Consider the following 24917-nt stretch of genomic DNA (forward strand, 5'->3'; position numbering starts at 1 on the left):
CTTTCGCGAGCAAGCTCGCTCCAACAGTTTGGGTCAGGGTTCAGCCAATCACTTCTGCTTCGGTCAATTCCTCCAAGGTTTTACCCCGCGTCTCCATCCCGAACAGCCACACCACCCCCGCCGCAATCGCAAAGCACAGCGCTCCCAGCGCAAATACCCCGCCCTGCCCGGTGATCGGGAACACCAGCCCGGTGACCAACGGCCCGAGCAGCGAACCCACGCGCCCGATAGCCGAGGCGAACCCCGACCCCGTCGCCCGCGCCGAGGTCGGATACAGTTCCGGCGTGTAGGTGTAGAGCACCGCCCACATGCCGAACAGGAAAAACTGCATCAACAGCCCCGTGCCGATCAGCAGCGCCACGTTGCCGCCGAACACTGCGCTCTGCCCGTACAGAAACGCCATCACCCCGCCGCCGAGTAGCGTGACGATGCACACCGGCTTGCGTCCCCAGCGCTCCACCAGCCAGGCCGCCATCAGGAAACCGGGAATCCCGCCGAGGGAAATCAGCACCGTGTAATACACCGACTGGGTGACCGCAAACCCCGACTGTTGCAGCAGCGCGCTGAGCCAGGAGGTCAGGCCGTAGAAGCCGAGCAGCGCGAAGAACCAAAGGCTCCAGATCATCGTCGTGCGCTGGCGATACTGCGGAGACCAGATCTGTTTGAGCGCCGAAAGGAAATGGCCCGGCGGGGTCACACTACGTGGCAGACGAACCGGCGCCGGCAATGCAGCACCGCCCAGCGATGCCTGTACCCGCGCCTCGATGCCGCACAAAACCTTGTCCGCTGCGTCATGTTTGCCGGCCTGTTCCAGCCAGCGCGGCGACTCGGGAATGAAAAAGCGGATCGCCAGCACGAACACCGCCGGCACCGCCAGTACCAGAAAGATGTCGCGCCAGCCAATCAACGGCAGCAGGAAATACGACAGCACGCCCGCCGCGACAAAACCCAGCGGCCAGAAACCGTCCATCAAGGCGATATAGCGACCCCGACGCTGGGCAGGGATCAACTCCGACAACATCGACTGAGCAATCGGAAACTCCATGCCCATGCCGATTCCCAGCAGGATGCGAAACAGCGTCAGGCTTTCGACCGTCTGCGCCGTGGAGCACAGGTAACTGGCCAGCCCCCACAGGACGATGCTCCACTGGAACACCGGTTTTCGGCCGAATCGATCAGCCAGCATCCCGGACAGCGACGCCCCCAGCACCATGCCGAAAAAGCTCGAACTGGCCAGCAGACCAGCCTCGGCGCTGCTCAGGCCGAACTCGGCTTTGATCGAGCCGAGCAGGAAGGTCATCATCGCCAGATCCATGGAGTCGAAGAAAAACGCCAGGGCGATGATGATAAAGATGATCCGGTGATAACCGCTGACTGGCAGGCGCTCCAGTCGATCTGCCGCGCTGTAGTTTCCCGTGTCCATGCCACCTCCTCAATCCGAAAAGTCCCCGGATCGAGTGTGCGCGATAGCGGTTGCGCGCCTGTGCCAGATGCGACTTGTTCGCAGCCGTTGACGACGTTCAGGAGTACATCCGTGGAAGAAAGCGCTCTATAACGCCATTTCCAGCTCAGTTTCACAGGCAAATCGATGAATTTCCCGCTGGCCCGCCGCCGTCAGTTGCAAAGCACGGGAGTCCTTGGGCAGCACCAGCCAGCCCGACTGCATGAACAGCTGCAACAACGCCGCTCCCAGCGAGCCTCCCATGTGCGGACGACGCTCGCTCCAGTCCGGACAGGCACAAGCCACCTGGGCATTGCGATGGGCCAGCGCCTGGATGTAGACCCCGCGCCCGGCCAGTTGTGTCGAGCCTTTGTGCGTCACGACCACCCGGTTTTCAAGCTGCTCGATCCAGCCGGCGTCGAGCATCCGCTGGTACAGATCGGCGGCCAGCGTGCCCCCGAGATGGTCGTCGCAAAACCGCGCACGCAGCAGTGACGAAGGAGCGGCCTGGGGCCTGACGACCGGCGAGGCACGCTTGAACACGTCGGGGATTTCTCGCGGGGCGCTGGCCAGGGTGGCACTGGCCAGCGCTTCGATGGCCGCGCCGATTTCGGGAGCCGCCAGACGAAAGAAGCGTTTGCGTCCGCGCGCCTCGACCTTCAACAGCCCCCCAGCGGACAAGCGCCCCAGATGCGCGCTGGCTGACGAAGGCGAAAGCCCGGCCAGCAACGCCAGCTCCTCGGTCTGCCGCGCCGAGCCGTCCATCAACGCCCACATCATCGCGCTGCGTTTGGGATCGGCCAGCAACGTGGCGATCTGGCTGATGCAAGGTGCATGTTCCATGTATTCACTCCCTGTTGAATCGTATCGTCTACTGCTCATAGACATCTTGACCAGTAATCAGTCGTCAGCCAAGGCGCGCAAAACGCCTTGAGCCGAGGCAAGGCAGCGCGCCGCAGCAAGGAAACCGCAGTACTGTCGCGACCCTCGTTCCTGCCTCGCCGGTTCCGGTCTGATCGTTCTCTTGCCGGCCTGTCGGTGCGGGCTTCAGGCGGTCGCTAGTATAAGCGGGTTGCTCGCTGCGTCCTGCGCCTGAGTGGACGTGGTTGGTGATTGTTCCTGAGAGAAATTTCGCTATTTACCTGCGACTAATGGTCAGACTCCTGAAAAACGGGAAATCGGCTACTCAATTCGGCGCAACGGCTGGCGAGCATTTCCCTCAGAAGGTTCACCGGCTTACTCAATTGTGCGCGATGGGCGCACAGCAGATTCAGCGGAGCGCGTTCGCAGAGCAGCTCCGGCAACAACACTTTCAGCCGCCCCGCCAGCACATCACCGGCCACATCCAGCCACGACTTGTAGGCGATCCCGGCTCCCGCCACCGCCCACAGGCGCACCACATCGGCGTCGTCACTGAAGCGGTCGCCACTGACGGTCAGGCTGACCTCACGCTTGCCATCGTGGAAACTCCAGTGGTCATGCACCCGGCCACCGAGCATGTACAGCAGACAGTTGTGCTGCGCGAGCTGCTCCAGATGCAGCGGCTCGCCGTGCCTAGCCAGGTAGGCGGGCGATGCGCACAGCACACGTCGGTTGTGCGGGGCAATCGGCAACGCCACCAGACTGGAGTCTTCCGGCTCGCCGTAGCGCAAGGCGATGTCCACCGGCTGGCGAAACAGGTCGGCGATGCGATCGCCCAACAACAGGCGCACGGTCAGCTTCGGATGCTCGCGCTGAAAGTCATCGAGCCACGGCAACAGCAGGTTACGGCCAAAATCCGAAGGCGCCGACAGTTGCAGAATGCCGCTGACCTGGTCCTGCCCGCTGGCCAGCAGGCGGCGCCCCTCATCCAGGTTGCTCAACGCAGCGCGGGCGTACTCAAGAAACCCTTCACCTTCGGCCGTCAGCCGCAGACTGCGGGTGGAGCGTGCCAACAAACGCGCGCCCAGTTGCTGCTCGATCCGCTTGAGCGCGGCGCTGGCCACCGCGGCGGACATGTCCATCACCCGCGCCGCAGCCGACAGACTGCCCAGATCCGCCGCCCGGACAAACAACTGCAAGTCATCGAAACGCAGCATCCTCAGCCTCGATTATCAAAAAAAAATTGAAAGAGACTGCTCTTTTAGCCGGTTTTATCTCGGGCAGAAATAGCCAATCATGCCTTCCATCGAATTCATCCCGTCCCGGAGTCGAACATGTCCCAGCCTTTCACCGCCATTGCCACCCTGATCGCCCGACCTGGCCAGCAGGACGCTCTCGAACAGCACCTGCGCGCCCTGATCGAACCGACCCGCGCCGAAGCGGGTTGCGGTCAGTACGAACTGCATCAGGACCTGGCCAATCCACTGGCCTTCTACATGATCGAACAGTGGGCCAGCGACGAAGCCCTGCAAGCCCACGATGCCAGCGCGCATATCCAGCATTTCCGCAGCCAGGCCGAGGCGTTCCTCGAACACTTCGAACTCAAGCGCCTGCGCGTCATCGCCTGAAACCTTCCTTTATTCACTTTCGGAGTTCTCCATGAAAGCCATCGCCTATTACGCCTCGCTCCCGATCAGCGACGAAAAATCCCTGCAAGACATCGAACTGCCAGAACCGGTAGCCGGCCCCCGCGACCTGCTGGTGGAAGTCAAAGCGATTTCGGTCAACCCGGTCGACACCAAGGTTCGCCAGAACGTCGCACCGGAAGGCGGCGCCGCCAAGGTACTGGGCTGGGACGTGGCCGGTGTGGTCAAGGCCGTCGGTAGTGAAGTGACCCTGTTCAAGGCCGGCGACAAGGTGTTCTACGCCGGCTCCATTGCCCGGGCCGGTGGCAACAGCGAATTGCACGTGGTGGATGAGCGGATTGTCGGCCACATGCCGAAAACCCTCGGCTTCGCCGAAGCTGCCGCCTTGCCGCTGACCGCCATTACGGCGTGGGAATTGTTGTTCGAACGCCTGCAGATTCGCGAAGGCAACACTGACGAAGGCCAGAGCCTGCTGATCGTCGGCGCGGCCGGCGGCGTCGGTTCGATCCTCACCCAACTGGCCAGCCAGTTGACCGGACTCAAGGTGATCGGCACCGCCTCCCGCCCTGAGACCCGCGACTGGGTGACCGATTTGGGCGCCGACGTGGTGATCGATCACAGCCAGCCGTTGAGCGAAGAACTGAAACGCGCCGGTGTGGCCCACGTGACCCACGTCGCCAGCCTGACCCAGACCGAACAGCACCTGGACCAATTGGTCGAGGCTCTGGCGCCACAAGGCAAACTGGCGCTGATCGACGATCCGAAGGCGCTGGACGTGACCAAACTCAAGCGCAAGAGCCTGTCGCTGCACTGGGAGTTCATGTACACCCGCTCGCTGTTCGAAACGCCGGACATGATCGAGCAGCACAAACTGCTCAATCGAGTGGCCGGGCTGATCGACAGCGGCACCTTGAAAACCACGGTCGGCGAGCACTTCGGCACGATCAACGCGAGCAACTTGCGCCGCGCCCATGAATTACTGGAAAGCGGCAAAGCCAAGGGGAAAATTGTTTTAGAAGGTTTCTAAAACACGCAAGACCGCAGCCTTCGTCAGCGCCGCAAGTGGCTGGCTCGGGGGCTGCGGTGTTTTTTTGCCGTCAGTCAGATGCTTGACCCTTGTCACAATTGCGATCGTATTCAGGACTACAATCGAGTCCTCTGCGATGCAATCTTTTACGTACGGGAGGTCAGCAATGAAGATCCTGATAAAAGAAGTGGCAAAGTCCCAATGGCAAGTTCGTCTTGACCAGCACGCCGTGACCTTCCGCAGTGAGGCCGAAGCGCTGGCCTTCACCCGCACCCTCGAAGCGCGTCTGCACGCGCCCCATCAGATTCCCGACCCCGGCCAGCAACGCGCTGTCGGCTGAGGCTTTCGTTTCAGATTTCAGCCTGCGCCTTTGCCAGCGCCCGGGCATTCTGTATGCGCCGGGTGAGCATCGCTGCGCACACCACCAGCAATCCACACAGGCTGATGACGATGGCCATCGGCACGGCGGTGCCATCGTGCAGGATCCCCACCAACGCCGAGGCCCCGGCGGCAACGCTGAACTGCAGGCTACCGAGCAACGCTGAAGCACTGCCGGCGCGACCGCCCTGCCCGTTCATCGCACACGCCGCCGCATTGGGGCTGATGCAGCCCAGGCTGGCCACGCAGATGAACAATGGAATCAGCAATGGCCAAAGCGCCTCGGTGTGCAAGGCGCTGACCGCGAGCAGCGTCAGCCCGGCGCACAGGTAAACCCAGACCGCCCGTGACAGCAGAAAGGCCGGACCGCGCTTGGCCAGCAGTCGCGCATTGACCTGTGCAACCAGAATGAACCCGGCCGCATTGGTGCCGAACAGCCAGCCGAAATGTTCGGCCGGTACGCCGTACAGTTTGATGAATATGAACGGGGAGCCGGCGATGTAGGCAAACATCCCGGCGATGGCGATGCCGCCGGTCAGGGCATGGCCCATGTAGACAGGATCCGCCAGCAGCCGGCCGTACTGACGCAAAGCGCCGGACAGCGGCTGGCGCGGAACATGCGCCGGCAGACTTTCCGGCAGGCCGAGAGCCACCGCCAGCCCGGCCAAGGCACTGAAACCGGTCAGCACCAGGAAGATCGATTGCCAGCCCGTGGTATTGACCAGCAGACCGCCGAGCATCGGCGCCAGAATCGGTGCCAGCCCCATCACCAGCATCAGCTGCGAAAAGACTTTCGCCGAACCCACCGCATCGCACTTGTCGCTGACCACCGCCCGGGCAATCACCATCCCCGCACAACCGCCCAGCGCCTGCACCAGCCGTGCGCCGATCAGCCAATCCAGATTCGGCGCATAGGCGCAGGCCACTGACGCCAACGTGAACAGCGTCAGACCGATCAGCAACGGAATCCGCCGGCCGAAGCGATCCGCCAACGGCCCGTAAGCCAGTTGGCCAATGGACAGGCCGAAGAAATAGGCCGACAGCGTCAGCTGGACGTGTTTCTCGTCGGTGCCGAACGCCAGCGCCATAGTGGGAAACGCGGGTAGATAGAAGTCGATCGCCAACGGACCGAAGGCGGTCAGGGCACCGAGAATCAGAAGGGTACGGAAGTTCATCAGGCGTCCAGGTCGGGCGGGCAGTTGAGTTGAGTGCAGCCCGACAGTCTAGCCGCGCGAGGACGCCTTGAACATTCCGGTAGCTCGCTAACTATTAAAAAGATCAGGCGAGCTTGATGGCGTAGCCCTCTTCGCTGATCGCCTCGATAACCTGCTCGGCGCTCAGCGCACTTTCGACGCCGACTTCCTTCGCCGCCAGATCGACCCGCACGCTGGCGGCCGGATCCTTGCTCTGCACCGCCAGGGTGACGGCTTTGACACAGTGACCGCAGGACATGCCTTCAACAGTGAACACTTGCATGGAATGACTCCTTTGAGTGAGGTTGCCGGCAGTTTCAGGCTTGCCACGATGGCAAGGTCAAGTTCTGCAAAAAACTGCCGGGCTGGCAATCGGCGCCGCGCTCGGCCAAGCTGCACGCATCAATGACATGAATTCAGGAGATTCAGCCATGCGCTGGTCAGCTTTCAGCCTGTTTGGCTTACTCAGCCTCTTTGCCGCGATCCCTTCGGTGCATGCCGCCGGGGAAGATTACGGGGTGCTGATCATTTCCCGCGAGCGCCTGGAAGTGGCGACCTCCTGCGAAATTGGCGTGTATATCCAGGATCAGCTGTCGGCGCGCCTGTTTCAGGAGCAAAGCACATCGTTCAACCTGCCGCCGGGCAATGTCTCGCTGCGCCTGAAACTGCTGCCGGGACAAATGCCGGGCTGCAACCCGGGCATGCTCGCGCCGGGCTCGCAGGAGATCAAACTGCACGCCGGCGACATCCTGAAATTCCGCATCGCGATGAACCAGGAAGGCATGTACCTCAAGCCGACCGGCCTCGGTTACTAAGGCCTGCCGCTCGTTCCCACGCTCTGCGTGGGAATGCCTCTTGTGACGCTCTGCGTCACGCTTTGGGACGCAGAGCGTCCCCGGCTGCATTCCCACGCGGAGCGTGGGAACGATCAGGCGAACAAGCGAGCAGCCGGTGGCGGAAACTGGCGCTTGACCTTGCCAGCATGGCAAGGTTGATCCTGTAGACATCCACTACAGGGAGTACGACCGATGTCCGATTCCATAACGTTCGATCTGCCCATCAGCGGCATGACCTGCGCCAGTTGCGCCGGCCGTGTCGAGCGGGCGTTGAGCAAAGTCAGCGGTGCCAGTGCCGTCAGCGTCAACCTCGCCACCGAACAGGCCCGGGTGCAGGCACCCGGCGACAGCCTGCCGGCGCTGATGGAAGCGGTTGAGCGCGCCGGTTACAGCGTGCCGCAGCAAACCGTGGAATTGAACATCGACGGCATGACCTGCGCTTCGTGCGTCGGTCGCGTCGAACGCGCACTGAACAAAGTACCGGGGGTGAAGAGCGTCAGCGTCAACCTCGCCAATGAACGCGCCCACCTCGAATTGCTCGGCGCGGTCGACCCGCAAACCCTGATCGCCGCCGTGAGCAAGGCCGGTTATTCGGCCAGCCTCTTCGAACTCGAACATCCACAATCCGACAATCGCCAGCAACGCCTGAACCATGAACGCTGGGCGTTGATCTGTGCAATCGCCCTCGCCTTGCCGCTGGTGTTGCCGATGCTGCTGCAACCGTTCGGCATTCACTGGATGCTCCCAGCCTGGGCGCAGTTCGCCCTCGCCACCCCGGTGCAATTCATTTTCGGCGCGCGGTTTTATGTGGCCGCGTGGAAAGCCGTGCGCGCCGGCGCCGGCAACATGGACTTGCTGGTAGCGCTGGGCACGAGCGCCGGATATGGCCTGAGTCTCTACGAATGGGCCACCGCCGACGGGCGCATGCCGCATCTGTATTTCGAAGCGTCGGCGGTAGTCATCGCTCTGGTGCTGCTCGGCAAATACCTCGAAAGCCGCGCCAAACGCCAGACCGCCAGCGCCATTCGCGCACTGGAAGCCCTGCGGCCGGAGCGGGCGATTCAAGTCATCGATGGTCGCGAACAGGACGTCGCGATCAACACCCTTCGCCTTGGCGATCGGGTATTGGTCAAACCCGGTGAACGCTTCCCGGTGGACGGCGAGGTGCTGGAGGGCCAGAGCCATGCCGACGAAGCGCTGATCAGCGGCGAAAGCCTGCCGGTGCCCAAACAGCCGGGCGACAAGGTCACCGGCGGTGCGATCAATGGCGAAGGCCGCTTGCTGGTGAGCACCACGGCGCTCGGTGCGGAAAGCGTGCTGGCGCGGATCATCCGTCTGGTGGAGGACGCCCAGGCTGCGAAAGCACCGATCCAGAAACTGGTGGATAAGGTCAGTCAGGTGTTCGTACCGACCGTGTTGCTGCTGGCCCTGGCCACGCTGATCGGATGGTGGCTGTACGGCGCGCCGCTGGAAACCGCGTTGATCAACGCCGTCGCGGTGCTGGTGATCGCCTGCCCGTGTGCCCTCGGTCTGGCGACACCGACCGCGATCATGGCCGGCACCGGCGTGGCCGCTCGGCACGGGATTCTGATCAAGGACGCCGAAGCACTGGAACGTGCCCATGAAGTCAGCGCCGTGGTATTCGACAAGACCGGCACCCTGACCTCCGGCACACCGCGCATCTCGCATTTCAGCGCGATCGACGGTGATGAAAACGCCCTGCTGACAGCGGCCGGCGCACTGCAACGCGGCAGCGAACATCCGCTGGCCAAAGCGGTGCTGGACGCCTGTACCGAACGCGATCTGAGCGTACCGGATGTCAGCGACAGCCAGTCCCTGACCGGGCGCGGCATCGCCGGCAGCCTCGACGGCCGGCGCCTGGCGCTGGGCAACCGGCGCTTGCTGGAAGAAAGCGGTCTGAACGCCGGAAACTTGAGCGAATCCGCCAAGGCCTGGGAAACCGAAGGTCGAACGCTGTCCTGGCTGATCGAGCAAAATCCGGCGCCCCGCGTACTCGGTCTGTTCGCCTTCGGCGACACCCTCAAGCGCGGCGCGCTGCACGCGGTGCAACAACTGGCCGCCCAGCATATCCAAAGCCACCTGCTGACCGGCGACAACCGCGGCAGTGCCCGGGTGGTTGCCGAAGCGCTGGGCATCGAAAACGTCCACGCCGAAGTGCTGCCGGCGGAAAAAGCCGCCACTGTCGCCGAGCTGAAAAAAACCGGGGTCGTGGCCATGGTCGGTGACGGCATCAACGACGCACCGGCGCTGGCGGCGGCCGACATCGGCATCGCCATGGGCGGCGGCACCGACGTGGCCATGCACGCCGCCGGCATCACCCTGATGCGCGGCGACCCAAGGCTGGTGCCGGCCGCGCTGGAGATCAGCCGCAAGACTTACGCGAAGATCCGCCAGAACCTGTTCTGGGCCTTCGTCTACAACCTGATCGGCATTCCGCTGGCGGCGTTCGGCTTTCTCAATCCGGTGCTGGCCGGCGCGGCAATGGCCTTATCGAGCGTCAGCGTGGTGAGCAATGCGCTACTGTTGAAAACTTGGAAACCCGAGGACCTGGAGGACAACCGATGAACATCGGCCAAGCGGCCCGCCACAGTGGCCTGAGCGCGAAGATGATCCGTTATTACGAGTCGATCGGTCTGCTCAAGGCTGCTCATCGCACCGACAGCGGCTATCGCGTCTACGGTGACGATGACCTGCACACGCTGGCATTCATCAAGCGTTCGCGGGACCTGGGCTTTTCGCTGGAGGAAGTCGGCAAACTGCTGACGCTCTGGCAGGATCGCCAGCGCGCCAGCGCCGATGTGAAGGCCCTGGCCCGCCAGCACATCGACGAGCTGAATCAGAAGATCCGCGAACTCGGCGAACTGCGCGACACCCTGCAGGATCTGGTCGAGCACTGCCACGGCGACCATCGCCCGGACTGCCCGATCCTCAAGGAACTGGCGTCGGGCTGCTGCGCGCAACCCGCGCGCGCCTGAGCAGCAGGATTTTCATCGACAGCACTGTGGCGAGGGGAATGCCGTGGAACAGCAGCACCACGGCACCCGGCGCCCACCACTCATAAAACGGTGCGGCGATCAGCATGCCGACGCCGAACCCGGTCATCTGCAACAGCGTCAGGAAACTGAAAATCGGCAGGCGCAGGGGCTCCGGTTCCCGTTGCAGCCGTGACATCAGGCCGACTTCCGAGAACCCGTCGCCCAGTCCGGCCGGCAGCGAAAACAGCAACAGACCGACGACGCTGTGCTGCTGGAACATCAGGATGAAGCCGCAGGACATCAGCAGCACGCCGCCGAAGTAGCGGCGCTCCAGATGAATGTTTTCCGAGCCGTTGAGGCGACTGGCGATCCGCGCACCGAGCAGTTTGCCGGCGGCCCACACTGCGAGCATCAGGCCCAGCGTGGTGCTCGCCGAGTCCGGTGTCAGCAGTTTGGAAATGATCGGAAAACCGACGTTGTGCGCAGCGCTGCCAAGGGTGTCGGCCATGGTCACCGCCAGCATCGCCGCAACTACCGGAGCGCTGCGCAAGCCCTGGACCAAGGCTGACCATTCGCTGCGCTCAGCGCTGGATTCGTTGACGGGCTCCGGTGCGCTGAAGCGCAACGGCGCGATCAACAGCGCCGCCAGCAGATAGGTCAGCGCATTCAGCACAAACACCGTTTCAAAACCAAACCCCGCGACCAGCAACCCGGACACCAGACTGCCGCCGACCATCGCCATGGACGAGGCGGACGTAATCCACGCATTGGTCTTGAGCAACTGCGCCGGCTCGATCAATCGCGGCAACTGACTGTTGAGACCGATGGCGAACATCGAATTGCCAAAGCCCAATCCGAACGCAATCAGCGGCAGCAACAGCGCCTGCTGACTGACCGGCAAGATGAGCAACAGCCCGAGCACAGCGGCGCGCAGCAGATCGAAGGCAATCAACGGCAGACGGCCACTGCATCGACGATAAAACGCCGTGCCGATCAGGCTGGCGAAAATTCCGCCGCCCACCCGACTGGCGAGAAAAATCCCCACGCTCATCGCGCTGTTGCTCAGCAGGTAGACATAAGTGGCCAGCGCAACCATGTTGAGGAACGCGCCGAAATCGGAGATCAGCCGCGCCGTGATGATCAGCCGGGCATTGCGGGAAGTGGTGGTCACAATCAATCCTTGAATGTGTAAAACCCGGCCGAAGCCGGGTTTTCCTTTTCAGATGCTCACTGCATCCACGGTGGCGGAGGCGGTTCGTCGGACTTGCCCTTGGGCTCGTCGTCCGCCGCGCGGATGGCTTGTTTGCGCTCCTCATCCAGACGCGCCGCTTCGATCTCGCGCAACACCCCGCCGACATCGGCCAGGTCCTCGGGATCGTCGAACTCGCCGGTCAGCACGCTGGCCGGGTGCAACGTACCCGCTTCGTACAACGCCCACATTTCCTTGGCGTATTTGGTCTTCTTCAACTCCGGGGCGAACCGGCCGAAGTACGACGCCATGTTGCCGACGTCACGCTCGAGCATGCTGAACGCGTGGTTGTTGCCGGCGGCGTCCACCGCTTGCGGCAGGTCGATGATGACCGGCCCCGTCGGCGTCAGCAGCACGTTGAACTCCGAGAGGTCACCGTGCACCAGACCGGTACACAACATCAGCACGATCTGCGAAATCAGGAACGCGTGATATTCGCGGGCCTGATCCGGCTCCAGCACCACGTCGTTCAGACGCGGCGCGGCATCGCCGTATTCGTCGGCCACCAGTTCCATCAGCAGCACGCCTTCGAGGAAGTCGTACGGCTTGGGCACGCGCACCCCGGCGTTGGCCAGGCGGAACAGCGCCGCGACTTCGGCGTTCTGCCAGGCGTCTTCGGTCTCTTTGCGACCGAATTTCGACCCCTTGGCCATCGCCCGGGCCTGTCGGCTGTTGCGAACCTTGCGGCCTTCCTGATACTCGGCCGCCTGGCGGAAACTGCGTTTGTTCGCCTCCTTGTAGACCTTTGCGCAACGTAACTGATTGCCGCAGCGCACCACATAAACAGCTGCTTCTTTGCCACTCATGAGTGGACGCAGCACTTCGTCGACCAGACCGTCCTCGATCAGGGGTTCAATGCGTTTTGGAGTCTTCATCAGCTTTTATTGTGGGTCCTTTATTACCAAACACGCGAATGTCACTCGTTATACGGCAATCCTCGCATCGCGGGGAGGGGTTGCCGACCTGTGAACCTGTGGATGCACACACTGTGCCGGATAAATCGGCTCAATTCGCCTCTTTATCGACCGCTTCGAATCATAGCCGAGGCTGGCGAATTTATAGGCGCCAGGACTTGAGGGCATTTGCGACAGAATCTGACATCCCGCCGCATACAGCTCGTAAGAATTTTCTCTGCCGGCCTCAATTTCCCTCTCGTGCGGCCGAATTCCTCTGTGACAGAGGAATTTGTCCGACAATCGTTCCAAAAAATCTTCGATGTCGCACCCAGGGAAACGGGTGAGAAATAGGTTTTTCGGCTGCCAATAACCGCGAGTCATCTGCACTGCGTGGGCCTACAAGAAAATCTGGAGCGCGGATGAACATCAAACAGAAGTTGACCTGGGCGTTTGCAATCATCGCCTGCTTGCCCGTGGTGCTGGTCGCCACGCTGGTGGTACTGAACCTGCGCAGCGATGCCCGGGACGATTTTGTCGACAGCAGCGGGCGCGAGATCCGTCAGGTCAGCAATGCCATGCAGCTGTTTTTCGACGGCATCAGCCAGAACGTCGATTACCTGGCGGCGCAGCCGTTGGTGAAGAACGCGGACGGCAGCGTTCGCAGCCGCATGAGCGCCAACGCCGCCGATACCTCCGATGGCGAGATCGACAAGCAACTGTTTGCACTGTTCGAGGGTCTGGCCAAATCCCACCCGGCCTACTCCTACGTCTCCTATGGATTGAACAGCGGCGGCTATGCCTTCTGGCCGGGCGATCCGAAGATGGCCAACTACGACCCGCGCACCCGCCCCTGGTACAAGACGGCCATGGCCAACCCGGGCAAGACCCTGCGCACCGAGGCCTATTACTGGGCTGGCGACGACGCGGTTCTGGTCAGCACCGTGCGCGCGGTCACCAACCAGTTGGGTGCCCAGGGTGGCGTGGTCAACATTGACGTGTCGCTCAAGCAACTGACCGAGATCGTCAAACAGATCAAGCTCGGTGAAAGCGGTTACCTGATGCTGATGGAAAACACCGGCACGGTGCTGGTCGATCCGAAGCAACCGGAGCACAACTTCAAACGACTCGACAGCCTCGGCGACGGCTACGCGCAACTGGCCAAGGCCGGCAAAGGCCTGGTTGACATCGAGCTCAACGGCGAGCGCTACATGGCCAACGTCTGGCCGTCGGAACAACTGGGCTGGACCTTCATCGGCCTGATCAAACAGAACGAAGTGATGAGTTCGGCCACTCAACTGACCTGGCTGATCGCAATCATTGCGGCCGTGCTGGCGGTGTTTTTCGCGGTGGTCGGTGCCAGTTTCGCCAGCCTCATCGTGCGGCCGATCCGCAGTGTGGCCAGTGGCCTGGAAGGCATCGCCCAAGGCGAAGGCGACCTGACCAAGAGCCTCGACATCCGTGGCAGCGACGAAACTGCGCAACTGGCCAACTGGTTCAACCAGTTCCTCACCGCGATCCGCAGCCTGATCCAGCATATCGGCGGCGCGGCCGGGAAAATCCTCGCCACTTCGCAGAGCTCGACCCGGGTCTCCGGCGACATGGCCGAAGCCGCCGGACGCCAGCGCGAAGCGGTGGACATGGTCTCGACCGCGTTCCACGAAATGGTCGCCACCGCTAACGAAGTCGCCCGCTCTTGCAGCCAGGCGGCGGAGTCTGCCGACAGCGGCCAGCGCCAGGCCCGCGAAGGTCAGCAGCAGATCGATGCGGCGGTGCACAGTGTCGATCAACTGAGCCAGGAACTGGAGCAGTCCGCGCAGTCGATGCAGCAACTGGAACGCGACAGCAACGACATCCAGTCGATCCTCGGCACCATCCGCTCCATCGCCGAACAGACCAATCTGCTGGCACTCAACGCGGCTATCGAAGCAGCGCGGGCCGGTGAGCAAGGACGTGGTTTTGCGGTGGTGGCCGATGAGGTTCGCGCACTGGCCAAACGCACGGCGGATTCGACGGCGGAAATCGACGGCCTGTTGGGCAACCTGGCCAAACGCACCAGCGCGGTGACCCAGCAGATGCGCGCCAGTCTCGACGTGTCGCAGCAATCGGTGGCACGCATCGGTGAGGCGCGGGAGAGCTTTGGGCAGATCCGTGAGTCGGTGGATGTGATTCGCGACATGAACACGCAGATCGCGACCGCAGCGGAAGAGCAGCATCAGGTGGCGGAGGACATCAATCGGCATATCAGCCAGATTCATGGTGATGCGCAGTTGGTGGCGGAGCTGGCGAATTCGGCGCGGCTGGATTCGCAGAGTCTGGCGGGGTTGTCGAATGAGCTGGATGGGTTGGTGCGCAGGTTCCGGACTTGAGATTGGGGGCAACCTTAAAAGCCCCCTCACCCCAGCCCTCCCGAAACGTCGGACCGCCCGGGGGGAGAGGGAGCCGAATCGGGGATGCTTTAGAAATCCGCCGACATGAAAGAACGTTGTTGAATCCATAATCGACACCGATCTTTCAGGTCGATGTATAACGCCAGACACCTCGGTCAGTCCCCTCTCCCTCCGGGCGGTCCGACGTTTCGGGAGGGTTAGGGTGAGGGCAAGCTTTTGCTCCTCTAGCGCTCGATGATCGCCGTCACACCCTGCCCCCCCGCCGCACAAATCGAAATCAACCCCCGCCCCTGCCCCGCCGCATCCAGCAACTTCGCCAGGTTCGCCACGATCCGCCCGCCCGTCGCGGCAAACGGATGCCCCGCCGCCAGCGAGCTGCCCTTGACGTTCAGGCGGCTGCGATCAATCGATCCCAGCGGCGCGTCCAGCCCGAGCCGGGTCTTGCAGTACTCCGGATCTTCCCAGGCCTTCAACGTGCACAACACTTGCGCGGCGAAGGCCTCGTGAATTTCGTAGTAGTCGAAGTCCTGCAAGGTCAGGCCATTGCGCGCCAGCAAGCGTGGCACTGCATACGCCGGCGCCATCAGCAGCCCTTCGGCACCGTTGACGAAATCCACCGCCGCCGCTTCGCCGTCACGCAAGTAAGCGAGGATCGGCAGACCACGTTCCTTCGCCCACTCCTCGCTGCCCAACAGCACCACCGACGCGCCATCGGTCAACGGCGTGGAATTGCCGGCGGTCAGCGTGCCCTTGGCACTTTTCTCGAAGGCCGGTTTCAGGGTCGCGAGTTTTTCCAGGGTCAGGTCCGGGCGCAGGTTGTTGTCGCGGGTCAAGCCGAGGAATGGGGTCATCAGGTCGTTGTGCCAGCCTTCGCTGTAGGACGCCGCCAGTTTGTGGTGGCTTTCGAAGGCCAGTTGATCCTGTTCTTCGCGGGGGATGTTCCAGGTCTGCGCCATCAGCTCGCAGTGCTCGCCCATCGACAGACCGGTGCGCGGTTCGCCGTTGCGCGGGAATTCGGGGATCAGGTGTTTAGGGCGCAATTGCAGAAAGGTCTTGAGCTTGTCGCCGGTGGTCTTGGCGCGGTTGGCTTGCAGAAGGATCTTGCGCAGGCCTTCGCTGACGCTGATCGGCGCGTCCGATGTGGTGTCGACACCGCCGGCAATACCGCAATCGATCTGGCCGAGGGCGATCTTGTTCGCCACCAGCAGCGCCGCTTCCAGGCCAGTGCCGCAGGCCTGCTGAATGTCGTAGGCCGGGGTCGCCGGCGACAACCGCGAACCGAGCACGCATTCGCGGGTCAGGTTCATATCCCGTGACAATTTCAGCACCGCCCCCGCGACCACTTCGCCGATGCGCTGGCCGTGCAGGTTGTAGCGTTCGATCAGGCCTTCGAGAGCGGCGGTGAGCATCACCTGATTGCTGGCGGTGGCGTAGGGCCCGTTGGAGCGGGCGAACGGAATGCGGTTGCCACCAATGATCGCGACGCGGCGCAGCTGACTCATGAAATGCTCCTTGTGAAATATCCGGTCTGAAAATCGAGCGCTGAAAACCCGGTCGGGCCACAAAAGCGCCGAGGGCAAACTACTCTGCTGTTCTAGCGTAGGCCTTATTGCGTGGATCGAACGATTGATTGCCCTTCGCAGTCCACACTTTGAACCCCATCTTCTGGAGAGCGTTCCATGTCTGACCGCTATATCGACTTCGCCAACTCGTCCATCGGCCACCGTCTGGTCGGAGCCCTGGGCCTGCCGTCGCCGGTGCGGCTGGAACGCTGGCAGGCCGGGCGCCTGCGGCCGGTGGACGGTGCGCTGCTGATCGGCGGTGGTCCGCTGGCCGAGCGGGTCAGCACCTTCGCCAATCGCCTGACCGACGCGATCTACCGCTACGGCGACCAGCCGGCGACCGCCACCCAATGGATTCCCGGCCATGGCCCGAAACTCAAGGCCGTGGTGTTCGACGCCAGCGATTTGCAGCACACCGACCAGCTCAAGCAGCTGCGCGAGTTCTTCCAGCCGTTGATGAAAAACCTCAACACCAGCGCGCACCTGGTGATTCTCGGCCGCGCCCCGGAAACCTTGCGTGAACCGTTTGCCGCCAGCGCACAGCGAGCGCTTGAAGGCTTCTCTCGCTCGCTGGCCAAGGAACTGCGCAGCGGTGGCACGCTGCAACTGATCTACGTCGGCGAAGGTGCCGAGGATCAGCTCGAAGGGCCGCTGCGGTTTTTCCTCTCGCCGAAAAGCGCGTTCGTCTCCGGGCAAGTGATCCGTCTGACGGCCTGCGCCACCCAGGTCACCGACTGGACGCGCCCGTTGGCCGGACGTATAGCACTGGTCACCGGCGCGGCGCGCGGCATCGGCGCCTCCATCGCCGAAACCCTGGCCCGTGACGGCGCCGAAGTGATCCTGCTCGACGTGCCGCCGGCCAAGACCGATCTCGAAGCCCTCGCCGCACGTCTCGGCGGACGCGCCATCACCCTCGACATCTGCGCCGAAGATGCTGCCGCGCAACTGATCGAACAGCTGCCGGACGGCCTCGACATTCTGGTGCACAACGCCGGCATCACCCGTGACAAGACCTTGGCCAACATGACGCCCGAGTTCTGGGACGCGGTGCTGGCGGTCAACCTCAACGCGCCGCAAGTACTGACCAAGGCCCTGCTCGACAGCGGCACTCTGCGCGATAACGCCCGGGTCATTCTGCTGGCCTCGATCAGCGGCATCGCCGGCAATCGCGGGCAGACCAACTACGCGGCAAGCAAGGCCGGGCTGATCGGACTGGCCCAGGCCTGGGCGCCGACGTTGCTGGAACGCGGCATCAGCATCAACGCCGTGGCGCCGGGGTTCATCGAGACCCAGATGACCGCGCACATCCCGTTCGGCCTGCGTGAGGCCGGGCGGCGCATGAGTTCGCTGGGCCAGGGCGGCCTGCCGCAGGACGTCGCCGAAGCCGTGGCCTGGTTGGCCCAGCCGGGCACCGGCGCGTTCACCGGGCAAGCGCTGCGGGTGTGCGGCCAAAGCGTTCTGGGGGCCTGAACATGAGCATCGAATGGCAAACGCTGCACCAGGAACCGAGCCTGCCGGGGCTGTATGCCCGGGCGGCGACTCGACGCAAAATCACCGGCACCACCCTGCCCGACAGCGGTTTGCGCTGCGCCGTCGAGGTGGATGGCAAACGTCTGGCGGCGTATCGCAAGGTCTGCGGTTTCGCCGATGACGGCCTGCTGCCACCGACCTATCCGCATATCCTCGCGTTCGCGCTGCAGATGCAATTGCTGACGGCCAAAGACTTTCCGTTCCCGCTGCTGGGGCTGATTCATCTGAGCAATCGCATCCGCGTATTGCGGCCGATGGGCGGGATCAGTCGTGCGCAAGTCAGCGTCCGGGTGCATAACCTGCAACCCCATCCCAAAGGCGCGACCTTCGATCTGCTGACCACCCTCGACGATCAACTTGGCCCGTTGTGGGAAGCCGAAAGCCGGATGCTCTGTCGTGGCGTGAAGCTTGAAGGCGAACCGGTCGAACAGGCCTGGGAGCCGGCGCTGCCGCTGATGCAAGTGGCGCAATGGAAGGCCCCGGCGGACATCGGCCGGCAGTACGCGAAAGTCTCCGGCGACTACAACCCGATCCACCTGAGTGCCGCCAGTGCCAAGCTGTTCGGTTTCCCCACGGCCATCGCCCACGGGTTATGGAACAAGGCCCGCACACTGGCAGCTCTGGCAGATCATCTGCCCAAGGCCAACCTTGAGGTCACCGTGCACTTTCGCAAACCGGTGCGCCTGCCGAGCGAGGTGAGCCTGTTCGCCAGCGCTGCCGGTTCCAGCGGTGAGTTACGCCTGATCGGCGCCGGGGATCTGGAGCACATGGTGGGCAACTGGCAGCCGGTAGCCTGACATCGAGGCCGGGAAAACCTGCTCAATTGTGTATATATCACTTAAGTTTTCCCGCGCCGCACAAACATCCCTCGCCGAAACCCAGCCTTGATTTTCAAGGCTTTTTTTTGCGCGCCTATATCCTCGGTATTAGTCGTTAGGCGGCATTCGCAGCCCCCTGCATAAAGGCGTTAATACCAACTTGAGAATGGCGTGGATCCGGCCTTGCGACTGATATGAGCACAACGGACGAAGGCACTGCCGGCAACAGAATCGGCGGGCCATCGAAAACAACAAACGTTGTGACAGGTGCAAGGAATAACGCTCATGAAAACTCAGATGAAAGCTCAGGCGGCGTGGTGCAAATCGGCAACGGCACTGGCCCTCATTCTCTCCCTCGGTCTGGCCGGTTGCAGCAGTGGCGGCGGCGGTCATCACAGCAGTTCCGGCAGTTCTTCCCCCGACAGCTCGACTGCAGGTACTGGTGGCACGGGTGGAGCCGGAGACACCGCGGGCACTGGCGGCACTGGCGGCACCGGTGGTACTGGTGGAACGGGAGGGACAACGGATCCGACCAATCCGACCAATCCCACCGACCCGACGGATCCGACCAACCCAACCAACCCGAGTACACCGACACCTCTGGTTACCACCACCCTGGTGCAGGACGTCGGCAATACCGTCAGCGGCGTCGGCGATGGTGTCGGCCAGGTCGGTGACTCCCTGAGCGGCGTGCCTGTCGTTGGCGGCGTGGTGCAAAGCGCGGCCCGGACTGCCGGCAACGTAGTGACCACGCTGGGTGACGGCGTAGCCAACGGCATCGGCAAACTGGCGACCACCGACAATGGTCTGGGCGTTACCGCTTCGGCGGTCGGCGGCGTGGTGCAGGATGTGGGTAACGGCGTGTCCGACCTGAGCGGCAAACTGGCCACTGCCACGGGCAGCGTCCCCGTGGTTGGCGGTGTGGTAACCAAGGTCGCCCCAGTGCTCAACGGGGTCGGCGAAAAGGTCACCATGCTCGGCGACACCCTCAGCACCGCCACCACCACCGGCCCACTCGGCTCGGTTACCAAAGAAGTCGGCAGCAAACTGGTGCCGGTGATTGCCATGGTCGAAAGCACCACGGACAAACTCGGTACGGCTACAGGGCTGGGCGCGCCGTTGAACGGTTTGGTCCAGAAGGTCGGCAGCACGGTTGACGGCGTGGGTGACAAGGTCACTGTCGCCGGCAACGGCAACGCCCTGACCAACACCGTCGGCGGTGCCCTGAGCAATGTCGGCACTGCGGTCGGCAAGGCCGGCGGGCTGGTAGACAACGGCACCGGTTCGGGAACGGGCGTCGGTGGCGGTCTGGGCAGCAATGGCTTGCTGCAAACCGTCGGCGGCGCAGTCGTGAACGTCGGCGCCGGCTTGAGCAGCGGCAATGGCAGCCTCGCCGCACCGGGTGGTGTTCTGGCAGCGGCCGGCAACACCGTGGCCTCGCTCAACACCGTGCTCGGCGGTTCGGGCTCGCCGATCACCAGCCCGACCACTCCCCTGGCAACCCTGGGCAACAACGTGGGTGCCGGACTTGCGCCAGTCACCACCGCGGTCACCAGCCTGACCCAGAACGTCGGCGCCACCACCGGGCTCGGCACTCCGGTCGCGGGTCTCACCAGCCAGGTTGGCGGCGCCGTCGGCAATCTGGGCAACGCGATCGCCGGCACCAACAGCAACCCGGTCGTGGCGGCGGTCGGCAACACTGTCACCACGGTGGGCAACACCGTCACTGCGGTCGGCGGACTGGTCAACGGTGGCACTGCCACCGGGACTGGCGGCGGACTGGGCGGCGTTCTCGGCGGCCTGACCGGCGCGTTGGGAGGGAACAATCGCTGATTTGCACCTGGCCGATTCGACGGCCGAACCTACAGCGCCTACGCTTGGTTGAGGGCGGAAGATTCCCACGAGTCTTCCGCTTTTTTCTTAGGAGAAACCCTGCCCCGTGCTGCGGGTTTGAACATGGAGTGTCCTATGCGCGTTATGGCATCCCTGCTGTTTCTCAGTCTCAGTTGCACAACCCTCGCCGACACCCTGCCCAGCTTTCTCAACAGCAACGAAACCATTCGCAACCTGCCGGTGCCGAACCTGCCCGCCGACGCCTACCGGCCGAACGCGGCGCCGCTGCAAGTGCCGGAGCCCGGTGCCACGGCCGCCCAGCCGTTGCTGATGGGCACGAAGATTAACCTCGGGACTGTGCAGATCGAAGGCGGCACGCTCTACCCGCTGAACGAACTGGCCGAAATCTACAAACCGCTGATCGGCCGCGAGAGCAGCCTCGCCGACCTGATCGAAGCCACCCGCAACATCACCCGTCGCTACCAGCAGGACGGTTATCTGCTGTCATACGCCTTCCTGCCACAACAGACCTTCGACGACGGCGTGGCGCGCGTGGTGCTGGTGGAAGGCTACGTGCGGGACGTGCAGATCGCGGGCGACGTCGGGCGGGTCAAAGCCCTGCTCGACCGATTGGCCGCCAAGCTCCAGGCCGAACGCCCGCTGACGCGCAAGACGTTCGAGCGCTACACCACACTGATGACCCGCATTCCCGGCGTGACGATCCAGGCCCAGGTGCCGCCGCCCGGCACCACCGACGGTGCAACCACGCTGGTGGCCCAGGCCAGTCGCAAGCCGTTCACCAGCACCCTGAGCACCACCGAAGACAACCGCAACGGCACCCAGGCATTGCTCGGCGTCAGCAGCAATTCACAAACCTCAATGGGCGAACAGTTGAGCCTCAGCGGCCTGTTTCCACCGGGAGATGATCACGAGCATTACTACCGGCTGGACTACAACCAGTTCATCAACGACGAAGGCGCGCAACTGAGCCTGTCGGCCTCGCGCTACCGGGCCGATCCTGGCACCAATGTGCTGTTGAACAACGGACTGGAACTCAAGCCACACCGCGAAAACGACCGTTATTCGCTCGGTTTCACCTTGCCGCTGATTGCCGCCTCGGATGAACTGCTGACTGCCGGATCACGCCTGTACGCCGTCAATGACAAGACCCGCTACAACGTGATCGGCTACCCGCTGAGCGTCGAAGAACGCACCGACATCCGCGCCCTCGCCTTCGAAAGCGACTGGCGCAAGGCCGATGCCCGGCAACTGCGCATTCTCAGCGGCGGCGTGTACCAGGGCTTCGACAGCCTGGGCGCGCACACCAACAACAGCGCCATCGACCTCGATTTTTTCAGGGTGCGTCTGTCGGGGGTGCAGAGCGACAAATTCTTTGATAACTGGCAAGGCGTACTGTCAGCCGCGTTGTACTGGAGCGACGACACCCTGCCCGACAGTGAGCGTGCGGTGTTCGGCGGGCAGAATTTCGGCCGTGGTTATCCCGATGATCAGGCGTCCGGCGACAAGGGCTGGGGCGTGGCTTACGAAATCAACTACAGCTTCAACCGCGACGGCAATTGGGTGCGCATCCTGCAACCGTACTTCGTGCTCGATCGCTCGCGCAGCTGGTTCAATGAATTGCCGGTACAGGCCAATAACCTGTCATCGGCGGCGCTCGGCCTGAGATTCGGCGATGCGAAGTACTACAACATCGCCCTGGAAGCCGCCAAGGCGATGTCGGATGAAGCGCTGGATACGTTCAATCGCCGGCCACGTTACAGCATCAGCTTCAGTTATCAGCTGTAGCACGACCGACCGCTGAATCAGAAGGCGTAGCGCACTTTCGCCGTGAAACCGTCAGCGTCAAAACCGCTGGCGGTCACGTAGTTGTAAGACCCGCCGACGCTCCACGCGCCCATCCGATAGTTGGCGCCCAGACCCAGTTCATAACTGTCACGAACCGGGGTGGTGCCACGGCTGGTGAACGAATCGCCGCCCAGCACGAACGACGACGTGGTGCCGGTCTTGTCGCCAATGACGTCGTGCCAGGCCATCAGCTTCGCTTCGGGTTCGAGGCTGCCGGTGCCCACATCGAATGCCGCCGCCAGACGCGCGCCGACACCCATCTCGCCCACCTCATAGCGCTGACTGCCGACATTCAGCGAAGCCGAACTGCCCTTCTCGCGATAGCTGTCCATGCCCACATTGGCGTAACGCGCCCCGACCTGCGGCTCCAGCACCACATCCGGCATCAGGCGCACGGTGTACCCGGCCAGCGCGCTGACGCCGAATACGTTGCTGTCGTAATCACCCTTGGCGCGGGTACCGGCGATGTAGCGGCGCGACTCGTTGTCGTTCCAGCCATACATCAGCGACGAATCAACGAACCAGTTGTCGTGCGTCCAGTTGCCGTACAGGGTCAGCGCATGGCCGGTGACCTGGGTCTTGTTGCCACGATCGGATTTCACATCGGTGTCGAGGTAGCTGTACGCCAGACCGACCGCCAGATCAGCATTCAACTGGCCATCGGCACCCACGGCGATGCCGTGGCTGTCGGCATCGTAACCACTGACACCACGACGCTCATCCTGGTTGGCGTCGCTGCTCAAGGCTTGCAGCCAGACACCTTTGTCCGTGGCAGCGCCACTGGTACGGGCACGGCTGGAGCGATCATTGATGACGCCCGACACCAGCGTCTGACTGTTTGTGGCCGCGTGAAGCACCCCACGGCTGACATCCGGGCTGAGGGTTTCGGACAACCGCGCCAATTGCGCATCGGTGCTGGCGTTGGCGAACGCCTGGAACACCGGATCCTGCTCATCGAGCCGCGACAACAGACTCGACACGCGGCCCACAACCGTTGCGGCATTGCGACTGCCACCCGCCACAAGGGTGTTTTGCGCCAACACCTCTTCGGACTTGTTGGTCACCACTGACGTGATGTCGCTGCCCACAACCCCAAAACTCTTCACATCCAGCAAAGCAGAGGAAGAGGTCACGGTGAGGTTATTGCCGCCGACCAGACTGCCCGAGCTGATCAGGGTGTACTTCGTACCACCCTGTGTCACACGGAAATCACTGGAGCGCGCCAAAAGACGCAACGTCGCACCCGGCGCGATATCGGTAGTGCCCGTGACCTTCAACACCGGCAACGCCGGATTGGTGTCATTGCCCAGGTACATTTCCAGCACCGAGTCGGACTCTTCCATATCGAAGTCACCGATGATCGTGGTGTGTGGTTTCACCAGCGTCAGCGTCCCGTCCTCGATGGTCACGTAACCGGATTTGATGGTCGAACCGTCGAAAACAGCATCGCCGTCGATGATCACGCCGGACAGACCGATCAGATCCCCTTTGACCGTACCGCCAAAAAAGTCGAAATAGCTTTCGCCGTCATCGACCTGGATTGCCGACGTCCCACCCTCGATCGAACCGGTCAGTTGATAAATGGTAAACGGCAACGCATTGAGAGCCTGACCGCTGACATGCACACCAATCGACTCGCCGTAGATCGTCCCGGAGTTGAACAGATTGAAACCACCCGTCCCCGCCGAAGTATTGAAGTTAACGCCTTCGAAAGTGACGGCTTCGGCGTTTGCTCCGGTGGCGCGAATGGTGCCCGTGTTGTTCACGATGCTTTTGAGAGTGGCACCGTCGAGGAACAGACCCAATGCATCAGGGCCGGCAACATTGATTGTGCCGTTGTTGGTGACTCCAGCCAGCTGGGTATGTACCAACATCACGCCGCCGGCAGTCGCCCCACTGACATCTATCAGCCCGTCGTTGGAAAGCGAGCCGTTGAATGTGCTGCCGATGTCGGAAAGACCGGTTGAGCTGCCGGACCCCGCCAGGCCGTGAACAATAATGGAACCCTTGTTGATCACACTGTAGGCGACAGTGGTTGGCGTCGCACCGGCGGCTCCCAGATTGATACCGATGCCATGATTGGCCCCGTCAATCCGGATAGTGCCGTTATTGCGCAACTGGTCAGCCACCAGCCCCATGAACTGGGCGCCGTAGGTCAAGGTCGACGGCGAGCCGGGAGTGATGATCCCGTTGCCGTTCAGATCGACAAGACCGTAGTTCTGCAGATTGCTGTTCAATGGCCCACCGCTCAGGTCATAACTCAGACTGGCACCGGCAGCGGAAACAACGCAGGCGTGCAGCGAAGCCGCAGCGATGGACAACGCCAGAAGCGAGTGGCGCAAACGATCAGTATTCAAACGAGATTCCCTTCCAAAACATGAAAAACAGTTTCAGCAGG

The 24917-nt window shown here is 62.7% G+C and carries 20 protein-coding genes and 1 pseudogene; 12 read left to right on the plus strand and 9 right to left on the minus strand.

Annotated elements, in window-relative coordinates:
* Positions 1 to 40 precede the first annotated feature (40 nt).
* The 3 genes from ACM6JM_RS02955 to ACM6JM_RS02965 form a co-directional block, all read right to left on the minus strand.
* Complete coding sequence (locus ACM6JM_RS02955; protein ID WP_039773228.1) at positions 41 to 1423, minus strand: MFS transporter; 1383 nt, start codon at positions 1421 to 1423, stop codon at positions 41 to 43.
* Positions 1424 to 1549: 126 nt separating this feature from the next.
* On the minus strand, positions 1550 to 2284 hold the full coding sequence (locus ACM6JM_RS02960) for an ArsR/SmtB family transcription factor (protein ID WP_039773229.1): 735 nt from the start codon (positions 2282 to 2284) through the stop codon (positions 1550 to 1552).
* Between the two features lie 305 nt (positions 2285 to 2589).
* Positions 2590 to 3519, minus strand: coding sequence for a LysR family transcriptional regulator (locus tag ACM6JM_RS02965; RefSeq protein WP_039773231.1), 930 nt, complete (start codon positions 3517 to 3519; stop codon positions 2590 to 2592).
* Positions 3520 to 3636: 117 nt separating this feature from the next.
* Here ACM6JM_RS02965 and ACM6JM_RS02970 point away from each other — a divergent pair, with 117 nt between their 5' ends.
* The 3 genes from ACM6JM_RS02970 (at position 3637) to ACM6JM_RS02980 (ending at position 5315) form a co-directional block, all read left to right on the plus strand.
* A complete protein-coding gene (locus ACM6JM_RS02970; protein ID WP_011332308.1) occupies positions 3637 to 3930 on the plus strand; it encodes a putative quinol monooxygenase in 294 nt (97 codons plus the stop codon).
* Between the two features lie 31 nt (positions 3931 to 3961).
* Complete coding sequence (locus ACM6JM_RS02975; protein WP_414881312.1) at positions 3962 to 4975, plus strand: zinc-binding alcohol dehydrogenase family protein; 1014 nt, start codon at positions 3962 to 3964, stop codon at positions 4973 to 4975.
* Positions 4976 to 5141: 166 nt separating this feature from the next.
* Positions 5142 to 5315: a hypothetical protein gene (locus tag ACM6JM_RS02980; RefSeq protein WP_166742328.1), complete on the plus strand. Its 174-nt coding sequence runs from the start codon at positions 5142 to 5144 to the stop codon at positions 5313 to 5315.
* Between the two features lie 10 nt (positions 5316 to 5325).
* Here the strand turns inward: ACM6JM_RS02980 and ACM6JM_RS02985 are convergent, their stop codons facing one another.
* Entirely contained in the window at positions 5326 to 6528 is a 1203-nt protein-coding gene (locus ACM6JM_RS02985; protein ID WP_039773235.1) for a multidrug effflux MFS transporter, read from the minus strand.
* Positions 6529 to 6631: 103 nt separating this feature from the next.
* On the minus strand, positions 6632 to 6829 hold the full coding sequence (locus ACM6JM_RS02990; protein WP_074689706.1) for a cation transporter: 198 nt from the start codon (positions 6827 to 6829) through the stop codon (positions 6632 to 6634).
* A 148-nt stretch (positions 6830 to 6977) separates the two neighbouring features.
* Here ACM6JM_RS02990 and ACM6JM_RS02995 point away from each other — a divergent pair, with 148 nt between their 5' ends.
* The 3 genes from ACM6JM_RS02995 to cueR all read left to right on the plus strand — a co-directional run bounded on the left by ACM6JM_RS02995 (position 6978) and on the right by cueR (position 10378).
* Positions 6978 to 7361, plus strand: coding sequence for a hypothetical protein (locus ACM6JM_RS02995; RefSeq protein WP_039773239.1), 384 nt, complete (start codon positions 6978 to 6980; stop codon positions 7359 to 7361).
* Positions 7362 to 7574: 213 nt separating this feature from the next.
* A complete protein-coding gene (locus ACM6JM_RS03000) occupies positions 7575 to 9968 on the plus strand; it encodes a heavy metal translocating P-type ATPase (RefSeq protein WP_414881313.1) in 2394 nt (797 codons plus the stop codon).
* Positions 9965 to 10378, plus strand: a complete 414-nt coding sequence (gene cueR, locus ACM6JM_RS03005; protein ID WP_007958485.1) for a Cu(I)-responsive transcriptional regulator — start codon at positions 9965 to 9967, stop codon at positions 10376 to 10378. Before ACM6JM_RS03000 ends, cueR begins: the two co-directional genes overlap by 4 nt.
* Here cueR and ACM6JM_RS03010 read toward each other — a convergent pair.
* Entirely contained in the window at positions 10332 to 11549 is a 1218-nt protein-coding gene (locus tag ACM6JM_RS03010) for an MFS transporter (protein WP_039773243.1), read from the minus strand. The genes cueR and ACM6JM_RS03010 overlap by 47 nt on opposite strands.
* 56 nt (positions 11550 to 11605) lie before the next feature.
* Positions 11606 to 12502 carry a PA4780 family RIO1-like protein kinase gene (locus ACM6JM_RS03015; RefSeq protein ID WP_039773245.1) on the minus strand — a complete coding sequence of 299 codons (897 nt, stop codon included), beginning with the start codon at positions 12500 to 12502 and terminating at the stop codon, positions 11606 to 11608.
* Positions 12503 to 13098: 596 nt separating this feature from the next.
* Here ACM6JM_RS03015 and ACM6JM_RS03020 point away from each other — a divergent pair.
* Positions 13099 to 14031, plus strand: a pseudogene (locus ACM6JM_RS03020) (cache domain-containing protein); the annotation flags it as partial.
* A 129-nt stretch (positions 14032 to 14160) separates the two neighbouring features.
* Entirely contained in the window at positions 14161 to 14889 is a 729-nt protein-coding gene (locus ACM6JM_RS03025; RefSeq protein ID WP_371320909.1) for a methyl-accepting chemotaxis protein, read from the plus strand.
* A 245-nt stretch (positions 14890 to 15134) separates the two neighbouring features.
* Here the strand turns inward: ACM6JM_RS03025 and ACM6JM_RS03030 are convergent, their stop codons facing one another.
* The gene (locus ACM6JM_RS03030) at positions 15135 to 16412 is read right to left on the minus strand and encodes an acetyl-CoA C-acetyltransferase (RefSeq protein ID WP_163973956.1); all 1278 of its coding nucleotides are present in this window, start codon (positions 16410 to 16412) and stop codon (positions 15135 to 15137) included.
* Positions 16413 to 16589: 177 nt separating this feature from the next.
* On the opposite strand from ACM6JM_RS03030, the gene ACM6JM_RS03035 reads away from it, so the two are divergent.
* The 4 genes from ACM6JM_RS03035 (at position 16590) to ACM6JM_RS03050 (ending at position 22459) form a co-directional block, all read left to right on the plus strand.
* Positions 16590 to 17942: a 3-oxoacyl-ACP reductase gene (locus ACM6JM_RS03035; protein ID WP_414881314.1), complete on the plus strand. Its 1353-nt coding sequence runs from the start codon at positions 16590 to 16592 to the stop codon at positions 17940 to 17942.
* 2 nt (positions 17943 to 17944) lie between these two features.
* Complete coding sequence (locus ACM6JM_RS03040; RefSeq protein ID WP_414881315.1) at positions 17945 to 18799, plus strand: MaoC family dehydratase; 855 nt, start codon at positions 17945 to 17947, stop codon at positions 18797 to 18799.
* A 306-nt stretch (positions 18800 to 19105) separates the two neighbouring features.
* Positions 19106 to 20653 carry a collagen-like triple helix repeat-containing protein gene (locus tag ACM6JM_RS03045; RefSeq protein WP_178082886.1) on the plus strand — a complete coding sequence of 516 codons (1548 nt, stop codon included), beginning with the start codon at positions 19106 to 19108 and terminating at the stop codon, positions 20651 to 20653.
* Positions 20654 to 20788: 135 nt separating this feature from the next.
* Entirely contained in the window at positions 20789 to 22459 is a 1671-nt protein-coding gene (locus ACM6JM_RS03050; RefSeq protein ID WP_414881316.1) for a ShlB/FhaC/HecB family hemolysin secretion/activation protein, read from the plus strand.
* Positions 22460 to 22476: 17 nt separating this feature from the next.
* On the opposite strand, the gene ACM6JM_RS03055 is transcribed toward ACM6JM_RS03050, so the two are convergent.
* Positions 22477 to 24876, minus strand: coding sequence for an autotransporter outer membrane beta-barrel domain-containing protein (locus ACM6JM_RS03055; protein ID WP_039772478.1), 2400 nt, complete (start codon positions 24874 to 24876; stop codon positions 22477 to 22479).
* Positions 24877 to 24917 lie beyond the last annotated feature (41 nt).

The sequence above is a fragment of the Pseudomonas sp. IT-P2 genome, assembly GCF_949767575.1.
Classification (GTDB): Bacteria; Pseudomonadota; Gammaproteobacteria; order Pseudomonadales; family Pseudomonadaceae; genus Aquipseudomonas; species Aquipseudomonas pharyngis.